Annotated in this window: 26 protein-coding genes and 1 riboswitch; of the genes, 25 read left to right on the forward strand and 1 reads right to left on the reverse strand. The window is 53.1% G+C overall.

Annotated features, from left to right (window positions below):
* Positions 1-45: 45 nt before the first annotated feature.
* The 19 genes from ribH to CIG75_RS08865 all read left to right on the forward strand — a co-directional run bounded on the left by ribH (position 46) and on the right by CIG75_RS08865 (position 16,151).
* Positions 46-513 carry a 6,7-dimethyl-8-ribityllumazine synthase gene (ribH, locus tag CIG75_RS08775; RefSeq protein ID WP_094236311.1) on the forward strand — a complete coding sequence of 156 codons (468 nt, stop codon included), beginning with the start codon at positions 46-48 and terminating at the stop codon, positions 511-513.
* Positions 514-614: 101 nt separating this feature from the next.
* On the forward strand, positions 615-833 hold the full coding sequence (locus CIG75_RS08780) for a hypothetical protein (protein ID WP_094236312.1): 219 nt from the start codon (positions 615-617) through the stop codon (positions 831-833).
* A 134-nt stretch (positions 834-967) separates the two neighbouring features.
* Positions 968-2,446 carry an MDR family MFS transporter gene (locus CIG75_RS08785; protein WP_094236313.1) on the forward strand — a complete coding sequence of 493 codons (1,479 nt, stop codon included), beginning with the start codon at positions 968-970 and terminating at the stop codon, positions 2,444-2,446.
* Between the two features lie 102 nt (positions 2,447-2,548).
* The gene (locus CIG75_RS08790) at positions 2,549-3,193 is read left to right on the forward strand and encodes a site-2 protease family protein (protein ID WP_094236314.1); all 645 of its coding nucleotides are present in this window, start codon (positions 2,549-2,551) and stop codon (positions 3,191-3,193) included.
* A complete protein-coding gene (locus tag CIG75_RS08795; RefSeq protein ID WP_094236315.1) occupies positions 3,194-3,958 on the forward strand; it encodes a segregation and condensation protein A in 765 nt (254 codons plus the stop codon). It begins immediately after the preceding gene.
* 17 nt (positions 3,959-3,975) lie between these two features.
* Positions 3,976-4,572 carry an SMC-Scp complex subunit ScpB gene (gene scpB, locus CIG75_RS08800; RefSeq protein ID WP_094236316.1) on the forward strand — a complete coding sequence of 199 codons (597 nt, stop codon included), beginning with the start codon at positions 3,976-3,978 and terminating at the stop codon, positions 4,570-4,572.
* 107 nt (positions 4,573-4,679) lie between these two features.
* Positions 4,680-5,417 carry a DUF2953 domain-containing protein gene (locus CIG75_RS08805; protein ID WP_157729461.1) on the forward strand — a complete coding sequence of 246 codons (738 nt, stop codon included), beginning with the start codon at positions 4,680-4,682 and terminating at the stop codon, positions 5,415-5,417.
* Positions 5,390-5,899 (forward strand): GerW family sporulation protein, encoded by a 510-nt coding sequence (gene ytfJ, locus CIG75_RS08810; protein WP_094236318.1) that lies wholly within the window; start codon positions 5,390-5,392, stop codon positions 5,897-5,899. The genes CIG75_RS08805 and ytfJ overlap by 28 nt, the downstream gene beginning before the upstream one ends.
* A gap of 112 nt (positions 5,900-6,011) precedes the next feature.
* A complete protein-coding gene (locus CIG75_RS08815) occupies positions 6,012-7,202 on the forward strand; it encodes a D-alanyl-D-alanine carboxypeptidase family protein (protein WP_094236319.1) in 1,191 nt (396 codons plus the stop codon).
* 19 nt (positions 7,203-7,221) lie between these two features.
* Positions 7,222-7,821, forward strand: coding sequence for a nucleoside recognition domain-containing protein (locus CIG75_RS08820; RefSeq protein ID WP_094236320.1), 600 nt, complete (start codon positions 7,222-7,224; stop codon positions 7,819-7,821).
* Positions 7,818-8,354 (forward strand): spore maturation protein, encoded by a 537-nt coding sequence (locus CIG75_RS08825; protein ID WP_094236321.1) that lies wholly within the window; start codon positions 7,818-7,820, stop codon positions 8,352-8,354. Before CIG75_RS08820 ends, CIG75_RS08825 begins: the two co-directional genes overlap by 4 nt.
* Before the next feature lie 106 nt (positions 8,355-8,460).
* A complete protein-coding gene (locus CIG75_RS08830; RefSeq protein ID WP_157729462.1) occupies positions 8,461-8,802 on the forward strand; it encodes a hypothetical protein in 342 nt (113 codons plus the stop codon).
* Positions 8,803-8,893: 91 nt separating this feature from the next.
* The gene (locus CIG75_RS08835) at positions 8,894-9,613 is read left to right on the forward strand and encodes a pseudouridine synthase (protein WP_094238385.1); all 720 of its coding nucleotides are present in this window, start codon (positions 8,894-8,896) and stop codon (positions 9,611-9,613) included.
* A gap of 48 nt (positions 9,614-9,661) precedes the next feature.
* Complete coding sequence (locus CIG75_RS08840; protein WP_094236323.1) at positions 9,662-10,216, forward strand: YhcN/YlaJ family sporulation lipoprotein; 555 nt, start codon at positions 9,662-9,664, stop codon at positions 10,214-10,216.
* A 159-nt stretch (positions 10,217-10,375) separates the two neighbouring features.
* Complete coding sequence (locus CIG75_RS08845) at positions 10,376-10,921, forward strand: redoxin domain-containing protein (protein ID WP_094236324.1); 546 nt, start codon at positions 10,376-10,378, stop codon at positions 10,919-10,921.
* A 5-nt stretch (positions 10,922-10,926) separates the two neighbouring features.
* Positions 10,927-12,414 (forward strand): cytochrome c biogenesis protein ResB, encoded by a 1,488-nt coding sequence (resB, locus tag CIG75_RS08850; RefSeq protein ID WP_157729463.1) that lies wholly within the window; start codon positions 10,927-10,929, stop codon positions 12,412-12,414.
* On the forward strand, positions 12,411-13,601 hold the full coding sequence (ccsB, locus tag CIG75_RS08855; protein WP_172844435.1) for a c-type cytochrome biogenesis protein CcsB: 1,191 nt from the start codon (positions 12,411-12,413) through the stop codon (positions 13,599-13,601). The genes resB and ccsB overlap by 4 nt, the downstream gene beginning before the upstream one ends.
* 82 nt (positions 13,602-13,683) lie before the next feature.
* Positions 13,684-14,397 carry a response regulator transcription factor gene (locus CIG75_RS08860; protein WP_094238387.1) on the forward strand — a complete coding sequence of 238 codons (714 nt, stop codon included), beginning with the start codon at positions 13,684-13,686 and terminating at the stop codon, positions 14,395-14,397.
* A complete protein-coding gene (locus tag CIG75_RS08865; protein WP_094236326.1) occupies positions 14,394-16,151 on the forward strand; it encodes an ATP-binding protein in 1,758 nt (585 codons plus the stop codon). The genes CIG75_RS08860 and CIG75_RS08865 overlap by 4 nt, the downstream gene beginning before the upstream one ends.
* A 34-nt stretch (positions 16,152-16,185) precedes the next feature.
* Here CIG75_RS08865 and CIG75_RS08870 read toward each other — a convergent pair whose 3' ends face one another.
* On the reverse strand, positions 16,186-16,764 hold the full coding sequence (locus CIG75_RS08870) for a YhcN/YlaJ family sporulation lipoprotein (protein WP_094236327.1): 579 nt from the start codon (positions 16,762-16,764) through the stop codon (positions 16,186-16,188).
* 386 nt (positions 16,765-17,150) lie between these two features.
* Between CIG75_RS08870 and CIG75_RS08875 the strand changes: the two genes are divergently transcribed.
* From CIG75_RS08875 to CIG75_RS08900, 6 genes are all read left to right on the forward strand, one after another.
* Positions 17,151-17,585 carry a CoA-binding protein gene (locus CIG75_RS08875; RefSeq protein ID WP_094236328.1) on the forward strand — a complete coding sequence of 145 codons (435 nt, stop codon included), beginning with the start codon at positions 17,151-17,153 and terminating at the stop codon, positions 17,583-17,585.
* Positions 17,586-17,789: 204 nt separating this feature from the next.
* Positions 17,790-18,275, forward strand: coding sequence for a hypothetical protein (locus CIG75_RS08880; protein ID WP_094236329.1), 486 nt, complete (start codon positions 17,790-17,792; stop codon positions 18,273-18,275).
* 49 nt (positions 18,276-18,324) lie between these two features.
* A riboswitch (TPP riboswitch) is annotated at positions 18,325-18,443 on the forward strand.
* Between the two features lie 83 nt (positions 18,444-18,526).
* Positions 18,527-19,162 (forward strand): thiamine phosphate synthase, encoded by a 636-nt coding sequence (gene thiE / locus CIG75_RS08885; RefSeq protein ID WP_172844437.1) that lies wholly within the window; start codon positions 18,527-18,529, stop codon positions 19,160-19,162.
* The gene (gene thiS / locus CIG75_RS08890; protein ID WP_094236330.1) at positions 19,159-19,362 is read left to right on the forward strand and encodes a sulfur carrier protein ThiS; all 204 of its coding nucleotides are present in this window, start codon (positions 19,159-19,161) and stop codon (positions 19,360-19,362) included. Before thiE ends, thiS begins: the two co-directional genes overlap by 4 nt.
* Before the next feature lie 19 nt (positions 19,363-19,381).
* Positions 19,382-20,161, forward strand: a complete 780-nt coding sequence (locus CIG75_RS08895; RefSeq protein WP_094238389.1) for a thiazole synthase — start codon at positions 19,382-19,384, stop codon at positions 20,159-20,161.
* Between the two features lie 48 nt (positions 20,162-20,209).
* Complete coding sequence (locus CIG75_RS08900; RefSeq protein WP_094236331.1) at positions 20,210-21,022, forward strand: histidinol-phosphatase; 813 nt, start codon at positions 20,210-20,212, stop codon at positions 21,020-21,022.
* Positions 21,023-21,093 lie beyond the last annotated feature (71 nt).

Below are 21,093 nucleotides of genomic sequence, written 5' to 3' on the forward strand. Positions count from 1 at the left end.
TGGCACCATTACGTTTGGAGTTACAATTGAGAGGAGATATTTTGGATGGCGAAGTTTTTTGAAGGCAATCTGATTGGCACCGGTTTAAAAGTAGGGGTAGTCGTCGGACGTTTTAACGAGTTTATCGGAAGCAAATTGCTCAGCGGAGCGCTCGACGCATTCAAACGTCATGGTCTTGAAGAGGACGACGTGGAAGTAGCGTGGGTGCCGGGTGCGTTTGAAATCCCGCTCGTCGCACAAAAGATGGCGCAGTCCGGCCGCTATGATGCGGTGATCACGATCGGTGCTGTCATTCGTGGGTCTACCCCGCACTTTGATTTTGTTTGCAACGAGGCTGCGAAAGGCGTTTCCAAAGTCGCGCTCGAAACAGGCGTCCCGACCATTTTCGGCGTCCTGACCGTCGATACGATCGAGCAAGCGATTGAGCGTGCCGGCACGAAAGCGGGCAACAAAGGCTGGGAAGCGGCAGTCACCGCCATTGAGATGGCGAACCTGACCAAACAATTCAACTAAGAAAGACGAGGCGGTGCACAAGATGTGCACCGCTTTTTTTGTCTTGAATTTTCGTACTATCCTGTATACAGTGAAGGAAAGTGGAAGGGGGATGGGCTGTAATGACCACTCAAGAAATGCTCGATCATGAATTTAATTTTAGTGAAGTAACGCTGTCGTTCTTAGACCCTGGAAATACAGGGCGCGGTAAATCGACCGATGAGATAACGCCGCCGTATCCGAGCAGCCCGACTCCAGGTAATGGACCGAATCTCACGCTGGACGAAATCACACCACCATTTCCAATCAGTCCAGTCGAAGAGGATGAACCTGATGCATAACGGACGCTTCCGTTCTTATACTAGAACGGAGGCGTCTGCCTCTTTTTTTCTAGCGATTCTATCTGTTACAATAGAGAGTGATCAAATCGTACATAAATAAATATTTTGTAACTCGTGACAAAGGAGGGGAGCCTGTGGCAAAAACGAATCGCACCGCCGTCGTGGTTGCGGTGATGATGGCAAACTTTCTGGCTGCGATCGACGTATCGATCGTCGGAACGGCGATGCCTACGATCATTGGAACACTCGGCGGTCTGCCACTGATGTCGTGGGTGTTCTCCGCATTCCTGCTCGCTTCGACGGTGACGGTACCGATCTATGGCAAGCTATCCGATCTGTACGGTCGCAAGATCATTTTTATGTTCAGTTCGGTGGTGCTCATCATCGGGTCCGTTCTTTGCGGGATCGCAGAATCGATGGTGCAACTGATTATCTACCGCACGATTCAGGGCTTGGGTGCCGGGGGAATCATGGCGGTCGCCCAGACGATTTTAGGGGATATTTTTTCTGCGGAAGAGCGCGGGAAAATTCAAGGCTGGTTCAGCGGTGTCTGGGGCGTTTCGGCGGTGGTCGGGCCACTGCTCGGGGGCCTGATGGTCAGTTATTTGGACTGGCCGTGGGTGTTTTACATTAATGTGCCGATCGCGCTGGCGGCGATCTTGATCCTTGCGTTTGCGCTGCATGAGGATCTGGAGCGCAAGAAGCACAAGATCGATTATGTTGGCTCGATCACGCTGACCGTGTCGATGACTGCGTTGCTGTTTGCGTTGCTCACTGGCGGTAATCAATATGAATGGTTCTCACCACAGATTCTCGGGCTGATTGTGGTCGCTGTGCTGGTGTTCGTCTGGTTCCTGTTCAACGAGCGCAGAGTGACAGAACCGATGCTACCTCTTGATCTCTTCCGTTCGCCGTTGATCGCGGTGGCCTCGATCGCCAACTTCCTGCTCGGTGCGGTGCTTGTGGGCATTACGTCGTACATGCCGTCTTATGCGCAAGGCGTGCTCGGTGGCACGGCGACGGCAGCGGGACTGCTGATCACACCGATCTCGATCGGTTGGCCGATCGCCTCGATCATCGGTGGACCGCGAATGATCAAATGGGGATACCGACGAACCGCGATGATCGGAGGAGCGCTGGTCGGGATCTCCTCACTGCTTTTGATCTTTGTCACGCCTGCCGTTGGCTACTGGTATGTGATGCCGGTGTTGCTCGTGCTCGGGATGGGCATGGGACTGACGACGCTCGCGTTCCTCGTTTCGGTGCAAGCGACGGTGCCGTGGAACCGCAGGGGGATTGCGACCGCTTCGTTGCAGTTTATCCGCTCGCTGGGCTCGTCGGTTGGCGTCGCGGTGATGGGCGCTGTCATGAACGCTCGCATACTCGACTTGCTGCGTGGCGATCCGGACATTCAGGCGCCGCTGGAAGCGACCAACAACTTGCTCGACCCAGAGAAGCGAGCGCTGCTTGAGCCGAGCATCGTGGACCGATTGAGCGAAGCGTTTGCCAGCGGCTTGCACTACGCGTTCTTGCTGGTCGCCGTATTTGGGATCGGAGCACTCGTCGTGACGTTGTACTATCCGCGCGACAAGACAAGCGCTCTCAAATCGTAAACATCTAGTGAAAAGAGCACCTGCTGTGAAGTCGGCAGGTGCTCTTTCGCGGCCATTTATGATATGATAGGCTAGAACTTTTTTGCTCGAAGGAGGGCACCTATGCTATTTAGCGGACTCAATATGGATGACCTGTTGTTTCGGGTCATCGCGTTTTTGATCGCCATCACTGTACATGAACTCGGGCATGCGTATGTCGCGTACCGTCTGGGTGATCCAACGCCCAAGCGTGAAGGGCGCATCACGTTAAATCCGATTGCACACATGGATTTACTCGGGACGCTGATGATTTTGTTCGGCCCCTTTGGGTGGGCAAAACCGGTGTCGTTTAACCCTCATAATTTCCGCGGCAACAAGCGTGTTGGCAAAATTTTGACCACCATCGCCGGGCCGCTCGCCAACTTCATCACTGCGATCGTCTTCTGTTTCCTGCTGGTGTTTTTCTACAATCTCGGCATTGAAGATTCGGCGTGGAACACCTTTGTGCTGCGTCTGGTGGAAGCGGTCGTGTCGTTGAACCTCATTCTCGGTCTGTTCAACCTGTTGCCGATCCCGCCGCTTGACGGCTATTGGATCGTGCGCGACATTCTGCCGCAAAGATTCGCGCACAAGCTGACCCCGGTTGAGAAGTACGGTCCGTTCGTGTTGTTGCTTGTCGTCTTTTTCGGAATCACCTCGTATTTGATCTTGCCGATCTACTATGCGCTCGGCGATCTCCTGCTCGGGATGGTCAAGGGGCTGCTGTAGATGGAACCTATCCAAACAGACGTTTTAAAACTCAAGTTGGAGACATTTGAAGGGCCGCTCGACCTTTTGTTGCATCTGATCGACAAGGCGGAGCTTGAGATCACCGACATTCCAATCTCGCAGATCACCGATCAGTATCTGTCCTATCTGCAAACGATGCACGAGCTGAACCTGGAGATCGCTTCCGAATTTTTGGTGATGGCATCGCAGTTGCTTGCGATGAAATCAGGGCTGCTGTTACCGCGTCCGATCGAACTTGACGTTCCGCTGATCGATTATGACGAGGAGATGATCGATCCGAGGCAGGCGCTGATGGAACGATTGATCGAGTATAAGAAATACAAGCATCTTGCCGAGGACCTGAAAGACCGCGAAGAACTGCGCAATCAGGTGTTTACGCGCCGACCAGAGAACCTCAAACAGTATGCGCCGGAAGTGGAGCCGAACCCCGTGCAAGGCGTTTCCTTGTTCGACTTGCTCGACGCCTTTCGCAAAGCTCTGCAAAAAGCGCAACCAGACGAGTATGTGGCCGACATTCATCGCGAGGAGATGTCGCTAGAAGGCAGGATGCAGGAGATCATGGGCCTCCTCGCCTTTAAAAGCGGCCGAATCTCGTTTTCCGAATTGCTTGGCGGATATCAGCGCAGATCGGAACTGATCGTTTCGTTCCTCGCTTTATTAGAACTGATGAAGGGGAAACAAGTGCGCTGTCTGCAACGCGGCTTGTTTGATGAAATCATCATTGAAATGTACGACATTCTGTAACAAGCAAGGTGGTTCACTTGGATGCAAAGGAAATCAAATCTGTAATTGAAGGTCTGTTGTTCGTGTCGGGCAGTGATGGAATTGAAGCCAAGCAGTTGGCCGACATTTTGGAGCTTGACCGCGAGGAGGCGCGGGACTATTTATACGACCTCCAGACCGATTTTATCCGTGAGGGGCGGGGCATTCGGATCGTGGAAGTAGCGGGGATGTTCCAGTTGACCACACGTCCTGAACATGCAATCTTTTTTGAACGCTTAGCCCATCAGCCCCAACAGGCGACGCTGTCGCAAGCGGCAATCGAGACGCTGGCCATCATCGCCTATAAGCAGCCGATCACCCGCAGCGGTATCGAAGATGTGCGCGGTGTAAAATCGGAGCGGGCGGTCAACACGCTGCTCAGCAAACAGTTGATCAAAGAAGTCGGACGTGCGGAAGGACCAGGTCGTCCGATCCTCTTTGGCACAACCCGCGAGTTTTTGGAGTATTTCGGGCTACGCGATCTCAAGGAGCTTCCGCCGCCGCCAGCGCTTGTGCCGATGAACGACTTGCAAGACGAAGAGGAGCATCTGCTGTTTCAGATGCCCGACATGTTTCCAGAAGCGGGCGATGAATAAAAAGAGCTTGGGAGAAATCCCAAGCTTTTTTGTGTGGTCTTTTTTGTATGAAAAGGAAGAGACTGGACAAGATAATCGGGAATCTGGAAGATGTGGAGGAGGACCGCATGAAATCGCTTTGGGGACTCCTGCTGGCGTTTGCAATTTTGCTGGCGGCGCTCTTTGCCGCGCTGTTCAAGGTGATGGCTTGGTATGGGATTGTGCTGTTGGCGCTTACGCTCTTCCTGATGCTTGCGCTCGTGCTCCCTGTGAGGATCGAAGTGCATTACAAAAGGGATGGCCGAGATGACCGACTTCATTTGGGTGTGCGAGTGCTGTTCGGGTTGATCAAATTCGGCTATGATGTTCCGACCGTAGCGTTTATGGAGCGAGCTGGGATGATCGGTATCAAAAAAGAGCCGGCCAAAGGGATGCCAAAAAGAAAGCAGGGCTGGGTCACCATCACGGTGGAAAAGCTTCAAAAGATACAGCGGCAGATCAATCAATTTCGTCGACGGATCGGCAAATACAAGCGGGCGATGCGCAAGTTTACCAAAACGTTTCATATTGAGTCGTTCAAGTGGCGAACGATGTTTGGAACGGGCGATGCCGCCCAGACTGGCTATACGACAGGACTCGCTTGGGGCATAAAAGGTATGCTTTCAAGTTTCATCTACCGTTATTTATCAGTTTCAACTCGGTTGTGCTACGATGTGAAACCTCATTTTCAGGCCAAAGGATTTCGCACGGAACTATCCTGCATAATCCGTTTCCGGCCGGGTAAAGCTATCTTTGCAGGACTTACATTGGTATTTCTATGGTTGAGGGAGGGCGCAAAATGGCGGAACATCCGATCCAAGGCTTGATGCAAACGGCCATGGAAAACATTAAAGAAATGGTCGATGTGAACACGATTGTCGGTGACCCGGTCGCGACGCCTGATGGCAGTGTGATTTTGCCGATTTCAAAAGTGGGATTTGGATTTGCGGCGGGCGGTTCGGAATTTGACATGGAAGCAGATACGAACAAAGGCAAAAGCGGCGAGCAGACCAATGTGGAGCTGCCGTTTGGCGGCGGTGCGGGCGGCGGGGTGTCAATCACGCCGATCGGGTTCTTGGTCGTCGGCAACGGCCAGGTGAAAATGCTTTCGACCGAAGGACCGAACCAGCTTTACGATAAGCTGATCGACCTCGCCCCGCAAATGTTCGATAAGGTCAATCAGATGATCAAAAAGAACAAGAACGGACAGGGTGGACAACAAGCTCAGGGCCAAGGGCAAAACGGCAATTCCGGCTCGCGCAAACAGCAAGGTCAAAATCAAAATTCGCAACATGATGCTGATTACTGATGTTCGCAGGACGTCCCGATATGGGGCGTCTTTTTCTTTGTGGGATAAGCCCCGGGCTTGTGCATATACATAGGACAGACAGAACCTATGTGTGAGGAGTGGAGGACCAGAGATGAAACGGAAATCGCTCGCGGCAGCACTTGCATTTGCTCTCTTGTTTTTGACGGTGCACCCAGCAGCCGCTACTCATGATCCCAAAAGCAACGCATTTCTGGAAGCGATCCCTGCTTCCCACAGCTTGTACGCCGAAGAAGTTTCGGTCAGCGCCCATTCTGCTGCCGTGATTGACGTGCAGACCGGGCGCGTTCTTTATGAAAAGAACGGTGACGACAAAATGCTGATCGCATCGCTCACCAAGATCATCACGGCGATTGTGGCGATCGAATCGGGCGTTGATCTGAACAGCGAGGTCACCGTCTCCAGCCGTGCGTCAGGGAAAGAAGGCTCCTCGATCTACTTAAAAGTCGGGGAAAAGCAAAAGCTGATCGATCTGCTCTATGCGGTGATGCTCCGCTCCGGAAACGATGCGGCGACGGCGGTGGCTGAGCATGTGGGCAAGACGGAACAAGGCTTCGTTGAGATGATGAACAAAAAAGTGGAGGATCTGGGTCTGAAAGGCACTCATTTTGCGAACCCGCATGGATTGGATGCCAAAGAGCACTTTTCAAGCGCACACGACATGGCGGTGCTGACCGCCTATGCGCTTCGCAATCCCATTTTTGCAGAAATCGTCAAGACGAAGGTCAAATCGATCCCGATGCCAGGCGAAGCTTGGGAGCGTAAAATGCATAACAAAAATAAGATGCTCGTGCGCTATGAAGGTGCGGATGGCGTGAAGACAGGCTATACCAAGGCGGCCGGCCGGTGCTTGGCCTCTTCCGCGACACGCGACGGCAGACAGATCGTCGTGTTGACCCTTGATGCTTCCAGCGACTGGGATGACCATGCCAGACTGCTCGATCACGGTTTTTTGAAGTATCAATTTATGCCGGTCGTCAAAGAACACGATGTCCTGCAGACGGTGCCCGTGGAAGATGGTCTGAAACAGGAAGTCGATGTGGTCGTCGGACATGAGTTCCATTATCCACTGCGGGAAGATGAAAAGGACAAGATCGTCCAGAAGATCGAACTTGAAGACGAACTGCACGCACCGCTGACTGCCGGGCAGATCGTGGGAGAGATGAAGATTTACTTTGAAGACCGCCTCGTCGGTCAAGTGCCGATTCTCGCTGGGCATGATGTGCAGGAAAAGACGTTTTGGGGCAAGTTTAAGAGTCTGTTTTCGAACATGATCAGCCGCTGATAGAAAGGAGTGTGACGGAATGATCAACGCGATCTGGGTGTTTATGATTTTCGCGGGCGTTGTCGTCGCAGCTCTAAACGGGCGGATGGAACTGGTCACCAACGCGGTCTTGAACGGGGCTAAACAAGGTGTGGTCGTCTGTTTGGGCCTGCTTTCGATCATGGTGTTTTGGCTTGGGTTGATGAAGATTGCCGAGGCGGCGGGGTTGGTGCAATCGTTTGCTAAAGTGCTGTATCCGCTGGCTCGCTTCCTCTACCCGTCCGTACCGAAAGATCATCCTGCGATGGGGTCGATCGTTGCCAACATGAGCGCCAACATGCTCGGCCTCGGCAACGCGGCCACACCGCTCGGCTTAAAAGCGATGCGCGAACTGCAAGATTTAAATCCGGACAAAGAGAAGGCGTCAGATGCGATGTGCACCTTGCTTGCGATCAACACTTCGGGACTCACGATCATCCCAGCCACGGTCATCGGGTTGCGTTTGCAGTATGGATCGACCAATCCGACGGAGATCGTGGTCTCGACGTTGATGGCTACGCTGCTGGCCACGACGACCGCAGTGCTGCTCGATCGCTATTACCGCAGTCGTGAACGGAAGAGATGGGGTGGTGGGCCATGATGGGACTGGTTCAGGTCATCGCCGCGTGGACATTGCCTGTGATCATTGCCTTTATTCCGACCTATGCCTATTTCTTTCGCAAAATTCCTGTTTATGAAACGTTTATCGACGGTGCCAAAGGCGGCCTTCCGACGGTGATCAAGCTGATGCCGCATCTGGTCGGCATGCTCGTCGCCGTCAGCGTGTTTCGTGAATCGGGCGCGCTCGATCTGCTGATCTCTGCGCTCAACCCGCTTTTGGTACCGCTTGGGGTACCGCCCGAATTTCTACCGATGGCGCTGTTGCGCTCGATTTCAGGGTCCGGTTCGATGGCGATCATGACCGACATTTTTCAGGCGCACGGCCCCGACTCGTTTCTGGGAAAGCTGGCCTCGACGATGCAAGGCGCTTCAGACACCACACTGTATGTGCTGACCGTCTATTTTGGCTCGGTCGGCATCCGCAATGCCCGTTATGCCGTCAAAGTCGGACTGCTGGCCGACCTCGCTTCTGTCATCGCCTCGCTTGCCGTTGTGCATCTCATTTTTCATTAAATGTCTTCAAAAAAGTTGATCACTTTGGCCAGCCTCCCGTGCATATGATGCTGTTACTACAACGCTATCGTTTCACGACGAATCCAAAAGGGGCGGGGTGTCAGGTTTGGGAGAATTTGCAGGAATTGTATTGCACGATTCTGCCTGTCCCGCACGGACTCGGGGAGGGTTTGATTTTTATATCTGCAGGGATGGCACGGTGGTGACGTCACAGGATTTTCTTGATGACGACCATGTACATGTTTGTGTGGAAGGGGATTTTTCGGCCCCGCTTGAAAACTCCGAGCTGGTGCGGGAGCAGATCTTTGTGCTGGTCAAACTGGTGATTCGGCTAGCCTCTGCGTTCAAATTTGATCCGGAGAAAATGATGGCCCACGGAGATTTGTGCCCTGGCGTTGAATTTCCCTGGCATGAACTAAAAATAAGAATCGACCGTCCCCCGCACTGACCCGTTGCGGGGGATTTGATTTTAACGGGGAGGTTGATTAGAATGAGTGAGCATAGGAAACGCGTGGGAGAGTGACAAAATCATGGAACAGATGGAACGGCTGCAAAAAGTGCTGGCCCAAGCGGGAGTGGCATCCCGACGCAAGTGTGAAGAGATCATCACAGCAGGTCAGGTACAAGTGAATGGCGTCGTCGTCACGGAGCTTGGCACCAAAGTGAATCCGCACCAAGACCGCATCGAAGTAAACGGCGTGCCAATCACGTCCGAAGAAAAAGTATACATCATGCTCAACAAGCCGATCGGCGTCGTATCGACCGCTTCTGACCCGCAAGGCCGCAAGACGGTCGTCGATGTGGTCGGCGCCGATCAGCGCGTGTACCCGGTCGGCCGCCTCGATCTCGACACGTCAGGATTGCTTTTGATGACCAACGACGGGGAACTGGCCAACGGGATGATGCACCCCCGGCATGAGATCGATAAAACGTACCGCGCTTGGGTGCGCGGCAACGTGAACAGCGAAGCGGCCAAACAGTTGGCCAGCGGAGTAGAGTTGGAAGACGGACCGACCGCCCCGGCCAAAGTGAAGATCGTCCAGGTCGGAAATGGCGAAACGCAGATTGAGATCACCATTCACGAGGGGCGTAACCGGCAAGTCCGTCGGATGTGTGAAGCGATCGGTCATCCAGTCAAATCGCTACACCGCGTTCAGGTTGCTTTTTTGAAACTTGGCCGTCTGCGTTATGGAGAGATGCGTTCGCTGACTCCGGCAGAAGTGGACAGGTTGTATGCGGTCACTGGAATCAAACGGTAAGAACGGGGCATTCTATGGGCAGAGAATCTGCTCCTTAGGAGGCTCCTCATGGAAACATTGGCTCGAAATGCGACCTATTTGTTGCTCGTAACAGCGCTTGCGGCGACAGTTGTCGGATGCAATCGGCTGGCCGATCCGACTCCGCTGCCTGCGCGCGAGACGCAAGATACCCGCGCAGACAAAGGCATGCAATCGTACGGCGGGTACCGCTCGCCGACGGAAGACCGCATGATCTCCACAGATCATAGTGCTTCGGCGATGAACGCACACAGCCGCAAACCTTTTTCCGCACGCGGGATGGCCTATGAACTGGAAGCGTTGGAATCGATCCGAGAGGCCGCGGTGATCATCACAGGCACCAAGGCATATGTCGGCATCCAAGCTGCAGACGGCCATCTCCCGCCCGAACTACCGCAGACGATCGTCAGCAAAATTCGTCAGATGCACACATTGGTCGATCAGGTTCACCTCACCGAAGACGCGCAAGCTTTTGATGTGCTCAAAGGCTATTCCCAAGCGCTGGAACAAGGGCAGCCATTGAGCCGTTATGAAAGCCAATTTCGCAATGTGGTGCAAAGCGGTTCATGGATGACAGGTTCCTGAAGATGGTAGCCGAAAAAGAAGCCTTTCCACTCGGGACAGGCTTCTTTATTCATAAAGTTGTCACGATCTATTTCACAGCATTTCGAGACGTTCCTGTATAATAAGCGTTGGGTGAGTGTGCAGATTCAAGTCTCTATCTGGTATTGAGGTGTTAGCATAATGTCCAGTCAATCGAACCGAACAAAAGTTATTACCATCGTGGTCCTGTTCATCGCGGCGCTCGGGATCTTGGCTGCTGTGGTCAACTTTAATCAAAATGACGGCGCGGTCTCTTTAGAGATGGGCCATACTGCGCCAGACTTTACGCTTGAGACGCTGGATGGCAAAGAAGTCTCGCTGTCCGACTATCGGGGCAAAGTGGTCATGATCAACGTATGGGCTTCGTGGTGCGAACCATGCCGCAATGAGATGCCTGCCATCGAAAAAGCATATGAGACCTATCAAGACCAAGGGCTGGTCGTTCTCGGTGTCAATCTGAAAGAAAAGCGAGTTCCGATCCAAGGATTTGCGGATACTTACGACTTGACCTTTCCGATTTTGTTAGATGTAGAGGGTCATGTGGGCATGGATCTGTACAAGGTAAAGCCGATCCCCACCACATTTTTTGTAGACCGTGACGGCGTATTGCGTCACCGCGCGGAACTGCCGATGTCCTTTTCCTACATTGAAAGCATCGCGAAACCGCTCCTTGAAGCTAGGAGATGAAACTGGTGCAAGCTGAGACAAAGAAGCAGAAGAAGCAAAAGAGCCTCTTTGATTACGTCTGGGACTTCTTCGCTTCCGTCAAAGTCGCGATCATCATCATCGTCGCGCTCGCTTTGACGGCGATCCTCGGGACGATCTACCCGCAGGAAAATGCGATTCCAAGCCCCAACCCGCAGTATTACTACATGGACACCTATGGAAAAATGGGTGATCTCTACTATCGCTTAGGCTTATCCGATATGTACAACTCCTGGTGGTTCTTAACGCTTGTGCTGATGCTTGCGATCTCGCTGATCATCTGCTCGATCGAGCGCGTGGTACCCCTGTACAAATCATTGAAAAACCAGCCGATTGCCCGCAAGGTGATCGCGATACGCTCCGACCGCTTGTACGCTGTGAAGGAAGCGGCTGGGGAGGCGGACATCGACACGCTGGCCGCCGCTCTCAAAAAGAAACGTTATAAAGTCAGCCGTGAAGCGGGAGCCCTGCTCGCCGAAAAAGGCCGCCTCCCACGATTTGGTGCCTATATCATCCACATCGGACTTTTGATCATCATCGCAGGCGTCTTCGTTCGTCTGATTCCGGGTGCGTATTTCTCGGATATGGTCTGGTTGAAACAGGGAGAGCGCCAGTACATCGAAGAGGTCGGTTTCAGCCTGCAAAACAACGGTTTTGACTTGGAGTTTTACGATTCTGATCAGACGCGAGTGAAAAAATATGAGACGGATGTCGCGGTCTACGTTGGCGATGAAGAGAAAGTGAAAAAGCATCTGATCGTCAATGAGCCGCTCAAATTTAATCACACGCTGATTTATCAAAACTCGTATGATCCCAATCCGATGTTCAAACGGGGGGCTGTCGAACTGTTTGAAAAGGCGTCGGGCAAGTCGCTCGGCACGTTCGAGATCAACTTTGATGATCCGCAGCAGGAGTACAAAGTCGGGGAGTACACGCTGACGATGATCAACTACTACCCGGATATCAAAGTCGATCCGGAAAAGGGTGGCGTGTTCACCAACTCGCGTGACGCGTATAACCCGGGGTTGCAGTTGAAGATCGCCAAACCAGGTGGAGAAGCGCAAACGCAGTGGATGATGCCTTTGGCACCGTTTGTTGAGGAGATGCTCGGCAAGGATTACCAGTATAAATTGCAACTGGTGCAAGTCGAACTGTTCAACATGACCGGTCTGCGCTTGCAAAAAGACCTAGGAATTCCGGTTGTCTATTCCGGTTGTGCGGTCGTCTTGTGGGGTCTCGTACTCTGTTTCTACTTCCAACATCGCCGGATTTGGGCTAGACTTGAAGACGGAGTGTTGCACATCGGTGCCAACACCAGCAAAAACTGGTTGGGCATGAACAAGGAGTTCAACAAGGCGACGGCTGGAATTGGCATTGAGCCTGTCGTTGTCAAGTCGAAGTCCAAAGCGAAACCAATCCAAACAGCAACATCACAATCTGATGCGAATCAAGGGAAGGAGGGAACTGAGCAATGATGACAGCTTCGAGCATTCTCTTTGGCTCGACCCTTGTTGCTTACTTTTTATCGGCGATCCTTTATGTAGTCGGCGTAACAGGAAGTAAGATGAAGGGCAGCGCAGGGAAAGCGAACGTATGGACGAAATGGGGTTACATCGCCGCGATTGCAGGGGTGTTGTTCCAGCTTACTGCGATGATCACCCGCGGTGTTGCGGCCGGCTTCACGCCCGTTTCCAATATGTTTGAGTATATGAGTTTTTGGGCCTTTACGATCATGTTGGCCTTTGTCGTTATCAACTTTTTCTATAAAGTTCCGGGGCTAGGCGCTTTTGTCGTGCCGGTCGGCCTCACGATTCTCGCCTACGCGTCGGTGTTTCCACGCGAAGTCAAGCCGCTGATTCCGGCTTTGCAGTCATACTGGCTCAGCATCCATGTGACCACAGCTGCACTTGGTGAAGGGATTTTGACGATTTCCTTTGCAGCCGGGCTGATGTACTTGCTCGTCGTCACCGACGTGAGCAAGAAGTCGCTCTCTGCTAAGTTTTTAGAGTTTGTCGTCTACCTGTTTCTTGCCATGGTTTCGTTTATCGCGGTATCGCTCAGCTTCCGGATCGGCGGTTACGAATTGATCGCCCAGGTGGCAGATTCGGCGTTTTTGTACAAAATGCCGCCGTTTGTCGGACCGTCTGGAACGGAACTTGGCTCTTTGACCACGTTCCTCGGCATTGCTTTGCCGCTGTTTAATGCACCATCGTGGATGGAAGGTGCGAACGCTTCCGTCCAGTTCAATACCATCATCTGGACGATTGCAGGCTCTCTGGTGCTTTACGGCCTGTTGCGTCTGATCGCAAGAAAGCCGCTCGTCATCACGATCTCCCGCTGGGTGCGCGGACTTGATGCAGACATGCTTGACGAAATGTCCTACCGCGCTGTGGCGATCGGCTATCCGGTGTTCACGCTCGGCGCTTTGGTCTTCGCGATGATCTGGGCCCAAGAAGCGTGGGGTACGTACTGGAGTTGGGACCCGAAAGAGACATGGGCCTTGATCACCTGGTTGTACTACACCGCCTATCTCCATCTGCGCTTGCGCCAAGGTTGGGATGGCGCTCGTACCGCATGGATGGCGGTCGCGGGCTTCGTGGTCATCCTGTTCCTGCTCGTCGGGGTCAACTTGCTGATCCAAGGCCTGCACGCCTATGCATAAGTAAACAGAACAACAGGACAAGTCACCGAGAAACTTTTGGTGGCTTGTCGTTCTATAAGGGAGAGTGAATGAGATGGAGCAAATGAAGAACCCCAAGATTTTGGTGGTCGATGATGAGGAGCGCATCCGTCGTCTGGTGCGCATGTACTTAGAGCGCAACGCATTTGAAGTCGAAGAGGCGGAAGATGGTCAGGAGGCGTTGGACAAGGCGCTGGAAAACCAATACTCCCTGATCGTGCTCGACTTGATGCTTCCGGGCATGGACGGTCGTGATGTCTGTGCCGCTTTGCGCCAGCAGAACAACGAGACTCCGATCATCATGCTGACCGCAGCAGGTGATGAGATGAGTCGCATCCACGGGTTTGAACTGGGGGCGGATGACTATGTGGTCAAACCGTTCTCGCCGCGCGAACTGGTGATGCGCGTCAAATCCTTGCTCAAACGCGCCATGCAAGCGACCGACAAAGAAGCGCCGGCATCTGTCTCTTCCGTTTTGACATTCAAAAGCTTGACGATCAACTTGGATTCGCGTCGCGTGCTCTGCGATGGGGAAGAAGTGTCTTTGACTCCAAAAGAATACGAACTGCTCTGTTACTTAGCACAGCGTCCGGAGAAAGTGTTCTCGCGTGAAGAACTGCTGCGCGATGTCTGGAACTACCAGTTCTACGGGGATCAGCGCACCGTCGATACGCATATCAAGCGCTTGCGTGAAAAACTGGGCAAGGCGTCGGAGCAGGCGGCCACGATGATCGTCACCGTCTGGGGTGTCGGATATAAATTTGAGGTGGCCGAGTGATTCGCAACAGCGTTACAGGTAAGCTTTGGCTGACGATTATCGGACTCTTTACCGTCGTATTGCTGTTGCTCTCGATCTTCTTAGAACAATTGTTTGACTCTTACTTTTTCCAGACGGAACAAGATCGCTTGCAGATCCGCACACATCATATGGCCGATGTGATCGTCAACTACTCACAGGATGTGGCAATGGTAGTCTTGCAGGAGTTGGCCTTGGAGGAGAGCGCGCTGGTCAGGTTGGTGCAACCGCCAGATAGCGATTATCTGATCGCTAAGCTCTCAATCAAGCAACTTGAGCAATTGCGCACGGGAAACACGGTGATCGAACGCGGTTATTCACCGACCTGGGACCCGGACGCAAGCCAGAAAGATCTTAGCTTCTGGGTGCTTCAGCCGCTGATCAATCGTGGTCAGATCGGCGGTCTACTCTATGTCGTGCAGCCGATCTCAGCCTCGACCGCGATGGAGAAAGTGCAGGATCTGTTGTTCTTCTCGGCTGGGATTGCCATCGTGCTCGCGACCGGGCTCGCGTTTGTCGTTTCGCGCAACTTGTCCATTCCGATCGTACAGATGAACAAGATTGCAGAGCGCATGATGCAGGGAGATTTTAGCGGGAAAGTACAAGTCCTCACCGGAGACGAGGTGGGTCGGCTCGGACTGACGGTGAACACGCTCGCCCACAAGCTTGAAGAGAACATCGACGATCTGGAGCGAGAAAAAGAACAGCTCGCCTCGATCATCACGTCGATGAGTGATGGAGTGATTTCAGCCGATCTCAACGGTGCGATCACATTGGCCAACCCCCCGGCCCGCCGCTACATCCGCGCACAGCAGATGGCCGAAATCGGTCATCCCTCCGATAAGCAATTGCCAAAAGATTTGTACGCCTGTGAGCAACAGGTGATGCAGAGCGGTCAAACGCTTATCGATGAGCTGAACTGGCAAGGCCGGGTGTTGATCGTCACGATGGCGCCGCTCTATGAAAAAGATGGAGATTCGCTACGGGGTGTCGTCGCTGTCTTGCGCGACGTGACCGACGAGCGGGCGCTCGACAAGATGCGCCGCGACTTTATCGCCAACGTCTCCCATGAGTTGCGCACCCCGCTTGCCATGATGCAAGGTTACTCGGAAGCGTTGCTCGATGAATTTGGCGACGATCCTGAGCAGCGCGAGGAGTTGACGAACATCATCCTTGATGAAACGCACCGCATGCGTCGCCTCGTCAACGACCTGCTCGATCTGGCACAGTTGGAGTCAGGCCAGTTCCAGATGCACGAAGTTCAGGTCGATATGGGGGTCTTGATCCGTCGCGTGGGGCGCAAATTCTCTACGGTCGCCCATGAACGCAATGTCACGTTGCACGTCAACGTGCTTCAGAACTCCGACCCGGCGACCGTGCTGGGGGACGCCGACCGTTTGGAACAGGTGTTCACCAACTTGCTCGACAATGCGTTCCGCCACACTCCAAAAGGCGGAATGATCACGCTGTCTTTGGCCCGAGAGGATTCATTCTTGCGCATCGGCGTACAGGATACGGGCGAGGGGATTCCGCCTGATGACCTGCCCTATATCTGGGATCGTTTCTACAAAGTGGACAAAGCCAGAACGCGGAGCAAAGGCGGCACTGGCATTGGCCTCGCCATCACCTATAACATTGTGAAAAGCCATCATGGCGACATCGTCGTGGACAGTGTGATCGGGCAAGGAACTGCCTTTAATGTGCTCTTGCCACGCGATACAGGCGGTAACGTATAAAAAAGTGGTGTTCCTGCAAAGGAACACCACTTTTTTACATTTCCGGGATCAGGCGAGAGACGATGTCAGCAATTTCATTTGAGATCGCGGTCATCGGTTTTCCGTGTTGTATGTCGCGGATCAAAGTGCGTGCCCGCGTGACGGTGTCGAGGTCGGCCGATACCAGGGCACGATAGCCGTCGCCGTTACGTTCTACCGCTTCTTTGGCCGAAAATTTGATCGAGTCGATCTGTGACCCGGTGATGCTGGGATGCAGATCGAGACCAACCAATGCCATTTTGCCGGCGATCAATACGGAGGCATGCTCTACGCCAGGAATTCGGGTCATGATATTCGCTAACGAGTCAGCCTGCTGTTCTGCGCTTTCTTGACCTTGGTTGCCGGCCACTTGGACCTGTGGGGCGCGCACCGTGTAGTTCGGTTTGTTCGTTTCGCTCACTTGCTTGGGGTTAGGTTTGCGTTCGGCAGGCGTTGTTTTGATCTCCACTTGGTCGCCTTGTTGCTGTGGCTGCGGTTGTTGTTTAGCAGGGGCAGCTCCTTGGTTGCCGCAGCCGACGAGCGCTAGTGCGGTTAGAATCATGAGCCAACCTTTGCTTCGAGTGTAAACGTTCATGTTAAACTCCCTCCTTACAGGGTAGTCTTCCCATTGGAGAATCAGGCTTTTCCTTGAAAATTATAGGGGGAGTGGGGAATACTGTTAGGGCAAACAGCTGGCAAAGGAGAACAGGGACGACATGACATGGGTGTATTATGGCAAATTATTCGACAGTAAATTTCAAGCGGGGTGTCTGGCGGCGCGATTTCGTGAAGACTGGTGGTCGAACGAATACAAGAGCCCAGAACATGTAGGAATTTACAGAACGAGCAAGGGCCGATACGGCGTGAAATACATTAAGTAAATATTGTTTTCACGTGAAACAATTCAAAATATTATACAATATTGTTGAATTATGTCGGATGAACTTGCGATGAATCGACCGAATGCGAGGAGAGAGTCTGATGTTTCAAAACCCCACCGATCAGCAACTTGTTGATCTGCTCCAAAACAGCAAAACGATCGCCGTGGTCGGCTTGTCGGGCGACCCCGAGAAAGCCAGCTATCAAGTGGCCGCTTATGAACAGTCGCAAGGTTATGAAGTAGTGCCGATCAACCCGACAGTCGAATCTGTGTTGGGTCGAAAAGCTCAGCACATCTTGACCGAAGTCGAAGGGCCGATCGATATTGTCAACGTTTTTCGCCGCAGCGGTGAAGTGGCAACCATCGTCGATCAGGCGATCGAAATTGGTGCGAAGGCGGTCTGGACACAGCTTGATATCGTCGATGAAACAGCGGCGAAAAAAGCGCAGGATGCTGGACTGGTCGTCGTGATGGACAAGTGTTTAAAAGTCGAGCATCGTAGACTGCTCGGCAAAGAAAACAACGATTCGAAGTAAGAATGGGTAAATCGCTCTGGACAAAACGGAAGCCTTCAGTAAAATTGAAAGGTGGAGGTGTGACCTATGAAGCGATTTGCATTCATTCTTTGTTGTATCGGCGTTATTGGCGTGATGTTTCTGGGCGCATACCAAAAACCGGTCAAAGTGGATATTTCGACCGTAGCCGCTATCGCCCACTAGTCCTGTTCATAGGAGGCGCTTATGGCTAACGAGCAAAACGATCAGCAAGACAAGGAACAGGAAGCGCAGCCTGCATTCCCAACCATCCCTATGGCGATGGAACATCGGCTTTCGATGAAGTGGCTGACCATGGAGGCACTCTCAAAGCTGATCAAACGCTTTGGAATCGATGGCACCATGCCGCGCGTGGTGTTGCTCACCGCGTTTGGCAAGCTGGAAGGTACGCTTTGTGAGATCAAGCCAACCTATGCGGAAAGCTATTCGGAAGAAGAAACTGGGGAACTGCGACCGGACGTGGCCTCGATGGTGACCCATGTCAGAAGTGATCTGCTCGCTTTGATGGAGCAGGAGGAGCAAGGACTCCAACTGGTCGATACCGCGCCGATACTTTCTCTGCGCGATGTGGCACTCTACAATCACGGGCAGAAGCAACATCTGCCGCAATTGACCTTGTTTGCCGATCAGGTGATCGGATTTAGTTTGACCGAGTTGCCCCGTCTGCACTAGTGCAAACAAACTTGTCAGTCGAGGGTACGAATGGTATCATGAAAAGCGTGTAATCCCCTAGGGGTGCTTCCATCATAGCGGAGGCTGAGAGAAGGCACTTTTTCCTTCAACCCTTGGAACCTGACTCGACTGGGTAATGCCAGCGTAGGGAAGCGGGATGGCCGACACGCATATGTACACGTGTGATGGAGCCGTCTCTGTTTTTTCGGAGGCGGCTTTTTTATTTTTTGAGCAAGGTGGAGGTGTTGGCGATGGATTCAAGATTGTATGTGGTCACCGGTCACCAGTTTCTAAAAGGTCGTTCCTTGGAAAGCGTGATCCGCGCTGCGATTCATGGCGGTGCCGACTGTATTCAGCTGCGAGAAAAAGAGTACACAGGGCGCCAACTGCTCGAAGCAGGTCTATTGCTACGCCGCATTACAAAAGAGATGGGTGCTACGTTGATCGTCAATGATCGCATCGATGTAGCTCGCGCGGTAGACGCTGACGGTGTGCATCTGGGACAGAGTGATCTGCCGATTCAAGTGGCTCGCGAGATGTTGGCAGTTGGCAAGATTGTTGGGATTTCCACGCACAATGTGGCAGAAGCGGTGGCAGCGGAACGTTCAGGCGCCGACTACATCGGATTTGGTCCGATCAAACAGACGGCGACCAAACAGGACACCGAGCCTGTGGTCGGCGCAGCTGGATTGCAAGAGGTGCGCAGGCATGTGTCGCTTCCGATCGTCGCGATCGGCGGGATCAAGGCGGAAGATGTTGCCGAGATCATCCGAAATGGAGCCAACGGCGTGGCGGTAGTGTCGGCGGTGATCGGCAGCGATGATGTGCAAGCGGCAGCGCAGAACATCCGTCAGATCGTCGATCTGGAAAGGGGGGCACGCGGATGACTTTGCTCATCAACGGACAACAGCGCGAAGTGGAAGCGGTGCAAACGCTGGCCGACGTGGTCAATCATTTTGGGCTCAACGAGCGGATCATCATCATTGAGCACAACCTGAACATCGTGCCTCGCGATCAATACGCTGGGACTCAGGTGCATGATGGCGATAAGATTGAGATCGTCCATTTTGTAGGCGGTGGCTATTAATATGAAAGAGGTGCGGAACATGGCAGACACTTTGAAAATCGGTAGTTATGAGTTTTCCTCTCGCCTGTTGCTTGGGACAGGTAAATTCTCCGATCTTGACATCCAACAACAGGCGGTAGACGCATCGGAAACAGAAATTTTGACCTTTGCGATCCGTCGATTAAATATTGACAACCCGAACAATCCGAATTTTTTGGAGCGTCTCGACTTGAAAAAGTATACGTTGCTGCCAAACACCGCAGGTGCACAAACGGCAGAAGAAGCGGTGCGCATCGCACGCCTTGCTAAGGCATCCGGTCTGTGTGACATGATCAAAGTGGAAGTGATCGGCGACATGCGCACCTTGCTACCCGATCCGATCGGCACGCTGAAAGCGACCGAGCAATTGGTCAACGAAGGCTTCACCGTATTGCCGTACACGTCCGATGATCCGATGTTGGCGCGCCATCTGGTCGAAGTGGGCGCACATGCGATCATGCCAGGCGCTTCGCCGATCGGTTCCGGCCTTGGTCTGCTCAATCCGCACTACCTGTCATTTATCATCGAAGAGTGCGCTGGCAAAGTGCCGGTGATCATCGATGCGGGGGTTGGCTCTGCGGCCGATGTGGCGGCTGCGATGGAACTTGGCGCGGACGCTGTGCTGTTAAACACCGCCGTGGCTGGTGCGAAAGATCCGGTCTTGATGGCTGAAGCGATGAAATTAGCGATCCTTGCCGGACGCAAAGGCTACGCAGCTGGACGCATTCCGAAGAAGCGTTATGCTAACGCCTCTTCGCCGATGGAGATGATGATCGAGTAACACTTTTCTGATAAAATAGGTGTCATCTAGCAGAATGGGGTGACGCGAGTGAGAACCGATTATCATGTCCATACGGAACGCGGACCGTATTCCGTAGAGTGGCTGGAGCAGTTTATTGAGACTGCGCGGCGTCGCGGGGTCGGAGAGCTTGGCATTTCGGAGCACGGATATCGTTTCAAACAGACCCGTTCGCTTTTTGCTAATGAATGGACGGACAAAAAGCGGACGGAAGACCTTGATCAGTACATGCAGATGGTGCTGGATGCGCGCAAGGCGGGTCATGCGGTCAAGTTCGGCATTGAGCTTGATTACATCCCCGGTTGCGAGGAGGCGGTGCGTGAGTTCCTTGCCTCCTACCCGTTCGACTATGTGATCGGCTCGGTGCATTGGCTGGGCGATTTTGGGTTTGACCTGCTGGAATATCGCACCGTTTGGGAGGAACGAGACATCAAGGAAGTGTACAACGAATACTTTGAAACTTTGATGAAGCTGGCCGAATCGAGACTGTTTCAGATTATCGGGCACCCCGATGTGATCAAAGTGTTCGGACATGTTCCTGATGATGCCGACTTCCTGCAAGGCTGGTATAGCAAGTTGGCCGCCCATTTCAAGCGATATGACCAGTGTATCGAAGTCTCAACGGCCGGTCTGCGCAAACCGGTGCAGAAGATGTACCCGGCACCAGACTTCTTGAGCGCCTGCTATGCTGCGGGCGTGCCGATTGCACTCTCCTCAGATGCACACCGCCCCGAAGATGTCGGAGCCGATTATGACACGGCCATCGCCTATATTCGGTCGGCAGGATACGCTCATCTTTGCACATTTGAAAATCGAGTGCGTACGGAGGTACCGCTCACGTAACAAAAAAGGAGATTCCACGAGTGGGAATCTCCTTTTTTATGCAATTATTCTGGAGGACAAAGTTCAGGGTG

Origin of the sequence: Tumebacillus algifaecis (genome assembly GCF_002243515.1) — a bacterium.
GTDB classification, from domain to species: domain Bacteria; phylum Bacillota; class Bacilli; order Tumebacillales; family Tumebacillaceae; genus Tumebacillus_A; species Tumebacillus_A algifaecis.

What these genes read in the sequence shown, in the direction of transcription:
- ribH (WP_094236311.1), top strand. Translation starts at nt 46, where the DNA reads ATGGCGAAGTTTTTTGAAGGCAATCTGATTGGCACCGGTTTAAAAGTA.
- CIG75_RS08780 (WP_094236312.1), top strand. Translation starts at nt 615, where the DNA reads ATGACCACTCAAGAAATGCTCGATCATGAATTTAATTTTAGTGAAGTA.
- CIG75_RS08790 (WP_094236314.1), top strand. Translation starts at nt 2,549, where the DNA reads ATGCTATTTAGCGGACTCAATATGGATGACCTGTTGTTTCGGGTCATC.
- CIG75_RS08795 (WP_094236315.1), top strand. Translation starts at nt 3,194, where the DNA reads ATGGAACCTATCCAAACAGACGTTTTAAAACTCAAGTTGGAGACATTT.
- CIG75_RS08805 (WP_157729461.1), top strand. Translation starts at nt 4,680, where the DNA reads ATGAAATCGCTTTGGGGACTCCTGCTGGCGTTTGCAATTTTGCTGGCG.
- ytfJ (WP_094236318.1), top strand. Translation starts at nt 5,390, where the DNA reads ATGGCGGAACATCCGATCCAAGGCTTGATGCAAACGGCCATGGAAAAC.
- CIG75_RS08815 (WP_094236319.1), top strand. Translation starts at nt 6,012, where the DNA reads ATGAAACGGAAATCGCTCGCGGCAGCACTTGCATTTGCTCTCTTGTTT.
- CIG75_RS08820 (WP_094236320.1), top strand. Translation starts at nt 7,222, where the DNA reads ATGATCAACGCGATCTGGGTGTTTATGATTTTCGCGGGCGTTGTCGTC.
- CIG75_RS08825 (WP_094236321.1), top strand. Translation starts at nt 7,818, where the DNA reads ATGATGGGACTGGTTCAGGTCATCGCCGCGTGGACATTGCCTGTGATC.
- CIG75_RS08835 (WP_094238385.1), top strand. Translation starts at nt 8,894, where the DNA reads ATGGAACGGCTGCAAAAAGTGCTGGCCCAAGCGGGAGTGGCATCCCGA.
- CIG75_RS08840 (WP_094236323.1), top strand. Translation starts at nt 9,662, where the DNA reads ATGGAAACATTGGCTCGAAATGCGACCTATTTGTTGCTCGTAACAGCG.
- CIG75_RS08845 (WP_094236324.1), top strand. Translation starts at nt 10,376, where the DNA reads ATGTCCAGTCAATCGAACCGAACAAAAGTTATTACCATCGTGGTCCTG.
- ccsB (WP_172844435.1), top strand. Translation starts at nt 12,411, where the DNA reads ATGATGACAGCTTCGAGCATTCTCTTTGGCTCGACCCTTGTTGCTTAC.
- CIG75_RS08860 (WP_094238387.1), top strand. Translation starts at nt 13,684, where the DNA reads ATGAAGAACCCCAAGATTTTGGTGGTCGATGATGAGGAGCGCATCCGT.
- CIG75_RS08870 (WP_094236327.1), bottom strand. Translation starts at nt 16,764, where the DNA reads ATGAACGTTTACACTCGAAGCAAAGGTTGGCTCATGATTCTAACCGCA.
- CIG75_RS08875 (WP_094236328.1), top strand. Translation starts at nt 17,151, where the DNA reads ATGTTTCAAAACCCCACCGATCAGCAACTTGTTGATCTGCTCCAAAAC.
- CIG75_RS08880 (WP_094236329.1), top strand. Translation starts at nt 17,790, where the DNA reads ATGGCTAACGAGCAAAACGATCAGCAAGACAAGGAACAGGAAGCGCAG.
- thiE (WP_172844437.1), top strand. Translation starts at nt 18,527, where the DNA reads ATGGATTCAAGATTGTATGTGGTCACCGGTCACCAGTTTCTAAAAGGT.
- thiS (WP_094236330.1), top strand. Translation starts at nt 19,159, where the DNA reads ATGACTTTGCTCATCAACGGACAACAGCGCGAAGTGGAAGCGGTGCAA.
- CIG75_RS08895 (WP_094238389.1), top strand. Translation starts at nt 19,382, where the DNA reads ATGGCAGACACTTTGAAAATCGGTAGTTATGAGTTTTCCTCTCGCCTG.